9 protein-coding genes and 1 pseudogene are annotated in these 7,035 nt (G+C 32.5%); 9 read left to right on the top strand and 1 reads right to left on the bottom strand.

The window, feature by feature from the left end:
- The 9 genes and pseudogenes from B3J44_RS15030 to B3J44_RS14990 form a co-directional block, all read left to right on the top strand.
- Positions 1 to 263: pseudogene (locus tag B3J44_RS15030) on the top strand (gliding motility protein RemB); the annotation flags it as partial.
- 157 nt (positions 264 to 420) lie between these two features.
- A complete protein-coding gene (gene cyoE / locus B3J44_RS15025; RefSeq protein ID WP_198854480.1) occupies positions 421 to 1,323 on the top strand; it encodes a heme o synthase in 903 nt (300 codons plus the stop codon).
- 5 nt (positions 1,324 to 1,328) lie between these two features.
- Positions 1,329 to 1,916, top strand: a complete 588-nt coding sequence (locus tag B3J44_RS15020) for a cytochrome c oxidase subunit 3 (RefSeq protein WP_198854479.1) — start codon at positions 1,329 to 1,331, stop codon at positions 1,914 to 1,916.
- A 42-nt stretch (positions 1,917 to 1,958) separates the two neighbouring features.
- The gene (locus B3J44_RS15015) at positions 1,959 to 2,942 is read left to right on the top strand and encodes a cytochrome c oxidase subunit 3 (protein ID WP_286969327.1); all 984 of its coding nucleotides are present in this window, start codon (positions 1,959 to 1,961) and stop codon (positions 2,940 to 2,942) included.
- Between the two features lie 18 nt (positions 2,943 to 2,960).
- Positions 2,961 to 3,311 carry a cytochrome C oxidase subunit IV family protein gene (locus B3J44_RS15010; protein ID WP_198854477.1) on the top strand — a complete coding sequence of 117 codons (351 nt, stop codon included), beginning with the start codon at positions 2,961 to 2,963 and terminating at the stop codon, positions 3,309 to 3,311.
- Positions 3,312 to 3,390: 79 nt separating this feature from the next.
- A complete protein-coding gene (locus B3J44_RS15005; protein WP_286969326.1) occupies positions 3,391 to 4,032 on the top strand; it encodes a hypothetical protein in 642 nt (213 codons plus the stop codon).
- A gap of 13 nt (positions 4,033 to 4,045) precedes the next feature.
- Positions 4,046 to 4,732 (top strand): SCO family protein, encoded by a 687-nt coding sequence (locus B3J44_RS15000; protein WP_286969324.1) that lies wholly within the window; start codon positions 4,046 to 4,048, stop codon positions 4,730 to 4,732.
- Entirely contained in the window at positions 4,732 to 5,274 is a 543-nt protein-coding gene (locus B3J44_RS14995) for a DUF420 domain-containing protein (RefSeq protein ID WP_286969321.1), read from the top strand. Before B3J44_RS15000 ends, B3J44_RS14995 begins: the two co-directional genes overlap by 1 nt.
- Complete coding sequence (locus tag B3J44_RS14990) at positions 5,264 to 5,527, top strand: hypothetical protein (RefSeq protein ID WP_278019555.1); 264 nt, start codon at positions 5,264 to 5,266, stop codon at positions 5,525 to 5,527. Before B3J44_RS14995 ends, B3J44_RS14990 begins: the two co-directional genes overlap by 11 nt.
- A gap of 17 nt (positions 5,528 to 5,544) precedes the next feature.
- On the opposite strand, the gene B3J44_RS14985 is transcribed toward B3J44_RS14990, so the two are convergent.
- The gene (locus B3J44_RS14985; protein ID WP_286969317.1) at positions 5,545 to 6,951 is read right to left on the bottom strand and encodes a DUF4403 family protein; all 1,407 of its coding nucleotides are present in this window, start codon (positions 6,949 to 6,951) and stop codon (positions 5,545 to 5,547) included.
- Between the last annotated feature and the right edge of the window lie 84 nt (positions 6,952 to 7,035).

Below are 7,035 nucleotides of genomic sequence, written 5' to 3'. Positions count from 1 at the left end.
GTAATATTTATAAAAGCTACGATGTAAACCGCCCATATGACACAGGTGTAAAAATTGGACAAGGAAACAAAACCAATGTTTTTATTGCTGATATTCAAGGAGGATATTTAATTAACCCGATGACAAACTTGAAGCTGTTTGGAAGTTTAATCTATAGAAATTTTGATCCGACACAAGAAACAGCAACAACTTTTAAGCAAAGTACTACTTGGTTTAGTATCGGATTACGTTCGGATATTTTCAACTGGTATTTTGATTACTAGTTTTTAATAAGATTTTTCGAAATAATAGTGTTAAAGAATGCTGAGATCTTAATTTGTATAGGTTTTATTGAAAAAAATCTAATTTTATAGGCTTAAATTCTACAATCTAATTTGTACATTTGCACCACTCAAAAAAAATACACAAAATACAACGGTATTGAACGCTGCAAAAAATACATTATCACTCAAATCAATATTTCTAGATTTTAAAGAGATTACTAAAGCTGGTTTAGCTATTAGTGTGTTATTTTCTTCTATTGCTGGATATTTATTGGGAGTAGATTCAGAGCATCCTTTTAAATGGAGTGTTTTGGCTGTTTTGGCTGTTGGAGGTTACTGCATGGTAGGAGCTTCAAATGCTTTTAATCAAGTAATAGAAAAAGATATCGATTCTTTAATGGATCGTACCAAAAACCGTCCAGTTCCTTCTGGGCGTATGTCTCCAACAGTAGCTTTGTTAGTGGCGAGTCTGCTTACTATTATTGGTATTGCACTTCTTTATACAATAAATGCCAAGTCGGCAATGTTTGCTGCAATTTCTATATTTTTATATACAAGCGTTTATACACCTTTAAAAACAGTAACTTCGTTATCAGTTTTTGTTGGAGCATTTCCTGGAGCAATTCCGTTTATGTTAGGCTGGGTAGCAGCAACAGGTGAATTTGGTATCGAAGCAGGAACTTTATTTTTAATTCAATTCTTTTGGCAGTTTCCTCATTTCTGGTCTATCGGGTGGTTTTTGTATGAAGATTATGAGAAGGCAGGAATTTTTATGCTTCCAACAGGTAAAAAAGACAAAGGAACTGCGTTGCAAATCATATTGTACACAATTTGGCTTATCATAGCATCGTTATTACCTGTATTAGGTTTTACAGGGCAATTATTTATTTCTCCAATTGCAGCAGTTTTAGTGTTTCTATTAGGGATTTGGATGCTTTTTTATGCAGTTCGTTTGTATAAGTTAAGAACCGCAAAAGCAGCGAGAACATTAATGCTTGTAAGCGTTTCGTATATTTCGCTTTTACAAATTGTATTTATAGTAGATAAATTTTTAAGATAGTTGTTATGGAAATGACATTGAAAACAAATGAAGAACAAGTAAGAAAGTCAAAATCAGCAAAACTGATTCTGCTTTTTGCAATGGTTAGTATGACCATGATGTTTGCTGGTTTAACAAGTGCATTTGTGGTAAGCAAATCAAGAGCAGATTGGTTGAAGAATTTTGAACTTCCTTCGGCATTCTATTGGAGCACTGCAGTAATTATTGCTTGCAGCGTTACTTTTTATTTAGCAAAAAAAGCTATTCAGAAAGACAATAGAAACGCAGTTACAGGATTGCTTCTTGGAACTTTGGCTTTAGGAGTTTTATTTGTGGTATTACAATTCAAAGGATTTGGACAAATCGTTTCTGAAGGGTATTACTTTACGGGAGAAGGTAGTTCAATTACTACAACTTTTCTTTATGTTGTAACAGTTACACACTTGTTACACTTAGCTGGCGGATTAATTTCACTTTTAATTATAATTTATAATCATTTTAAACAAAAATACAATTCGACTCAAACTCTTGGTATAGAACTAGGTGCGATGTATTGGCACTTTTTGGATTTATTATGGGTATATTTATTTTTATTTTTATATTTCTTTAAATAAGAAAAAAACGTAAATTTGGGAACTTTTTAACGAATATCTTTTATGGGAGCGACAGTTACTACTGCAAACAACGACGAAAAAACTTGGGGAGGCGGTCACAATGAGCCTTTAGGAGCAAGTTATGGTAAAATGATGATGTGGTTTTTTATCGTATCAGATGCCTTAACATTCTCTGGATTTCTAGGAGCTTATGGTTTTTCTAGATTTAAATTTATTGAAACTTGGCCTTTGGCTGATGAAGTGTTCACTCACTTCCCATTTATGCATGGTGTTGCGGCTCCAATGTATTATGTAGCATTAATGACTTTTATTTTGATCTTTTCTTCTGTAACAATGGTACTAGCTGTTGACGCAGGACACCAATTGAAAAAGACAAAAGTTGCAATTTACATGTTTTTAACTATTATTGGAGGTTTAATTTTCGTTGGTTCTCAAGCTTGGGAATGGAAAAACTTCATTAAAGGTGAATACGGAGCAGTTGAAACAGTTGGAGGTAGCTTACTTCAGTTTGTGGACAAAGATGGTAAAAGAGTAGCTTTAGCTGATTTTGCTGTTAAATTGCCAGAACAAAGAGAAGCTTTAACTAGAAGCCATTCAACTTGGTTTATGGAAGATGCTGAATCTCTTCCTACTTATACAGTTGCTGAAGTTCAGGCTGGTTTTAAAGCTCACCCTGAAATTTTAATTAGAACAGAAAAACTTACAGATAAAAAACAGAAAACAATCTTATCAAGAGAAGAGTCTGAAAAACATTTAGCTACTGCTAAATATGTAGTAGAAGGTGCTAACTTGATCAGAAACGAGTACGGTAATAAATTATTTGCTGATTTCTTCTTCTTTATTACAGGTTTCCACGGATTCCACGTATTCTCTGGAGTTATTATCAATATCATTATTTTCTTTAATGTATTGTTAGGTACTTACGAGAAAAGAAAAAGCTACGAAATGGTAGAAAAAGTTGGATTATACTGGCACTTCGTAGATTTAGTTTGGGTATTTGTATTTACAGTTTTCTACCTAGTTTAATTTTAGAATTTAATTATTATGTCACACGAGCACGTATCAAATACAAAAAGAATCTGGTTTGTTTTCGGATTACTTTCAGTAGTTACTACAGTTGAAGTTATCTTAGGTATCTACAAACCTGGAGCATTAGAATTTACTCATTTTGTTGGTTTAAATCTGTTAAACTGGATTTTCTATATCCTTACAGTTTTCAAAGCATATTATATTGTATGGGCATTTATGCACATGGAAGGTGAAAAAAGCAGCCTTAGATGGTCTGTAGTTTCTCCTGTTATCTTCCTAGTTTTATATTTATTGTTTATTCTGTTAACAGAAGGACATTATATTTATGGGGTTTTTAAAGATTCTACTATTAAATGGAATTTTTAACATGATATTAATTCGAAAAGAAGCTCCGATTAACGGAGCTTTTTTTATTTTTGTACCTCAATAATTCTCCGTTAATACAATGAAAAAAAATATAGTTCTCTTTGTACTTTTTGTATTGCCAATTGTAGCGTATTTGTTTTTTGCTTCTGGTGTAAATAGTTTTACAACTCTTCCGGTAATAACTCCCAAAGTAGCCGATTTTGGGGATTGGAATTCATTAAACGGAAAAAAAATCTCCCTTGATAAAAAGATTACGGTGCTAGGTTTTGCCGGTACAAACATTCTTGAAAATAGAGGTAACTATTTTAATTTGAATGAGAAGATCTACAAACGTTATAATGGTTTTGAAGATCTTCAGTTTGTTGTTCTTTGCCCAATAGGAACGGAGAAAGAAGCGCAAAAAATTGTTGATGCATTATCTCCTTTTACCGATGTTAAAAATTGGAATTTTGTATTTGCTCCAAAAGAGGATATTCAGAAATTTTACAACGGTTTGCATTTAAAAGAAAAATTAAATGGAGATCTTGGAACTTCCAATGTTTATATCATCGATAAAGAACGTAATCTAAGAGGAAGAAAAGATCCAAAAGAATATAAAGAAGGATATGATACTTTTCATCCATCTGAGTTGAGTAATGAAATGCTGGATGATTTCAAGATCATTTTATACGAATACCGCGCAGCATTAAAAAAGAATCATAACGCTACAAAGCAACTTTAAAAATCATTTTTATATGTTTAAAAACAAATCATATATCGGAATCTCTTTTATCATTCTGATTTTTGGGATTTACGCTATTCCTAAAATTGTTGATCGAGTTAAAAACGGTGACGTTGTAAAAGGAAATCGTTTGGATAATGTGGGGGCAAAAACTTCAAAAGATACTAAGCTTTTGACAATTGGTCCAGCTCCAAAATTTGAATTGACAAACCAGGACAATGTCAAAATCTCAAATGAAACGTATAAAGGAAAAGTTTATGTTTTGGAATTTTTCTTTACAACTTGTCCTTCAATCTGTCCAAAGATGAACATGAGCATGTTGGAGATTGAAAAGACTTTTTTTGGCAATCCTAATTTTGGAATTGTTTCTATTACAATCGATCCAAAACATGATACTCCGCAAGTTTTAAAAGATCATGCTAAATTGCTGGGAGTGAAATCTTCAAACTGGAATTTCTTGACTGGAGATAGAAATGTTATTATGGATCTGTCAAATAAAGGTTTTAATCTTTATGCAGGAGAAAATGATAAAGTGAGTGGAGGATTTGAGCACTCAGGTTTGTTTGCTTTGATTGATAAAGACGGAAATATTCGTTGCAGAAAAGACGAGTTCGGAAATCCGAACATTTATTACGATGGTTTAGATAAAAAAGGTGTACGTGATATTCAAGAGGATATTAAAATTTTATTAGCAGAATAATGGAAGATAATACTTTAGAGAAAAAATATAACAAGTTTATTATTGCAGTTTCAATTGTAATTCCGGTTGTAGTAGCAATTTTGTTTGGGGTTAAGCTTAAGGATTTTGGCTACAATGTCGAGCCATTGTCAATGTTGCCTCCAATTTATGCTACAATTAATGGCTTTACAGCTGTAGTTTTGGTTGCTGCTGTTTTGGCTATAAAAAATGGAAACCAGAAACTTCACGAACGATTAATGACTTTGGCTATTGCTTTGTCTGTTGCATTTTTGGTAATGTATGTGGCGTATCACATGACTTCGGATTCTACTAAATTTGGTGGAGAAGGTGCTATACGTTATATCTATTTCTTTATTCTTGTAACACATATTTTATTGTCGATTGCTATTATTCCGCTTGTTTTAATAACGTATGTAAGAGCGCTTGCTCAGCGTTTTGACAGACATAGAAAAATAGCTAAAATCACTTTTCCGCTTTGGCTGTATGTTGCAGTAACAGGAGTAGTGGTTTACTTAATGATTTCACCATATTATGTTTACTAAAAAAAATAATTTTCAAATCGTAAAATCCAAGTTCCAAGTTTTGTTTTTTGGAATTTGTTTTTTCCTTATTGGAGTTTCTGCCAATGCGCAATGTGCGATGTGTCGCGCAGCTTTAGGAGGAGATTCTAATATAAAAAAGGCTGAAGCAGTAAATGATGGAATTGTTTACTTAATGGTTATTCCTTATTTACTCGTATTAATAATTGGATATTTGATTTATCGAATGTATTCTAAAAAGAAAAAAGCAGTGTAATTTACACTGCTTTTTTTTTATTTAAGTCCGTTTACTGAGACGTTTACAGTTCCGTTTATTTTAATGAAAGCTATAATTGCCTGGTTGGTTAACTGTATTTTGTCAAATTGAATGTCTTCCATTTTTCCATTGACAAATACACCTGGCATTGGAGAGTAATTCTTTAAGTAACCCGCCATACTCTTTTTGCCTTCTTCAAGATTTGGTTGAATCGAATAGCGGCAGTTTTCTTCCATTTTTCTTAAAATATATCCTTGTGCAAGCCAGTTTGCAGTTCTCATTAATTTACTTTTAGTATCTAGAACATAATCTAATTTGTCAAAATAAATTTCTTTCGTTTGAGGATTATATGATGGAAATCCGTTTAAATAAATAGTTCCGTTTATAGATCCTAAAACGTCTAATGCAATAACCATTTTTCCGTCTTTATGCCAGATTGAAACATTTTTCACTGTGACTTTTTTGCTTCCTGAACCAAATTCCTGACCAGCAAAATTTTTGGTCATAATCTTAGACGCGTCTACATAACTTGAAATAGCGGCAATATTAGCAGAAATCTGGCTTGGAATTTTGGCAACTGGTTTTAGAGCAATTTTGTTTGCACTATATTTAGATTCTGGTTGTTTTCCAACAATGGTCTCCATGTTGCATTTCATCCCCATGTCAAGAATAAAAGAATCGTTTTTAAGCTTGGCGTTTGTTGAGTAAATTTCAATAGGAACAATACGAAGCCAACTTTCATATGTGTCGCTCATTTGAAAAGGAGTACAGATTTTTTCAACCGCTTGAAGAACGTTAGGCTTAAAGTCCATAGATTTTTCAATTGCCCCGTCAATTTCTTTTTCTAGGTTGCTTTTAAAAATAGAAATAGCTGGATTTATTAAATAAGTAATTGGCATATTTTTACCAAATATGGTCATTGTTGGGCTTTCATTCCAATTTAGGGATTTGAACTCCGTTTTTGTAGTTAATTTCCAATTGCTTAAAGTTGTTTCGCTAGATAAAGTTATAACTCCGTTTAGGTTGAATTCTCTAACGTCGTACAACTCTATCCCCATTTTTTTTGTTCCGATTCTATATTTGATATTCGCTTTAAGCGGCAAAATGGTTCTAATTCTTTTGTTCGGATTTGATGGATCGTTCTGAATTTTGATAGGAGCCTGTTTCCAGATTTTAATTTGAATATCATCGTCTTCGATGTTATTGTCTTCATATATCACTCCGTTAAGAAGAGAATTTGTTTGATTTTCGATATCGCTTAGTTTTATCGTAATCGGAAGGTTGATGAATGATGGACTACTGTCATAAACGAGCGGACTGGCATCGTCTGGTTCAGGTTTTAATGTTTCTAATTTTGAAGTTGAAGAACAGCTTGTTAATACGGCAAGCACCGAAAACATTGAAATAATAGAAGTAAGCTTCATTTTAATATGAATTTTTAGACAAGGTAAAATTACAAAAACAATCATATTTTATTAAAAAAGTGTAACAATAAGTAAAAAAGGAAG

Source organism: Flavobacterium sp. UBA4854, from assembly GCF_002399805.1.
Classification (GTDB): domain Bacteria; phylum Bacteroidota; class Bacteroidia; order Flavobacteriales; family Flavobacteriaceae; genus Flavobacterium; species Flavobacterium ginsengisoli.
This window is presented reverse-complemented; position numbering and strand designations above follow the sequence as displayed.

Excerpts from the sequence above, each read along its gene's own strand:
- B3J44_RS15000 (WP_286969324.1), top strand. The coding sequence starts at position 4,046 with ATGTTTAAAAACAAATCATATATCGGAATCTCTTTTATCATTCTGATT.
- B3J44_RS14990 (WP_278019555.1), top strand. The coding sequence starts at position 5,264 with ATGTTTACTAAAAAAAATAATTTTCAAATCGTAAAATCCAAGTTCCAA.
- B3J44_RS15020 (WP_198854479.1), top strand. The coding sequence starts at position 1,329 with ATGGAAATGACATTGAAAACAAATGAAGAACAAGTAAGAAAGTCAAAA.
- B3J44_RS14995 (WP_286969321.1), top strand. The coding sequence starts at position 4,732 with ATGGAAGATAATACTTTAGAGAAAAAATATAACAAGTTTATTATTGCA.
- B3J44_RS15015 (WP_286969327.1), top strand. The coding sequence starts at position 1,959 with ATGGGAGCGACAGTTACTACTGCAAACAACGACGAAAAAACTTGGGGA.
- B3J44_RS14985 (WP_286969317.1), bottom strand. The coding sequence starts at position 6,951 with ATGAAGCTTACTTCTATTATTTCAATGTTTTCGGTGCTTGCCGTATTA.
- B3J44_RS15005 (WP_286969326.1), top strand. The coding sequence starts at position 3,391 with ATGAAAAAAAATATAGTTCTCTTTGTACTTTTTGTATTGCCAATTGTA.
- B3J44_RS15010 (WP_198854477.1), top strand. The coding sequence starts at position 2,961 with ATGTCACACGAGCACGTATCAAATACAAAAAGAATCTGGTTTGTTTTC.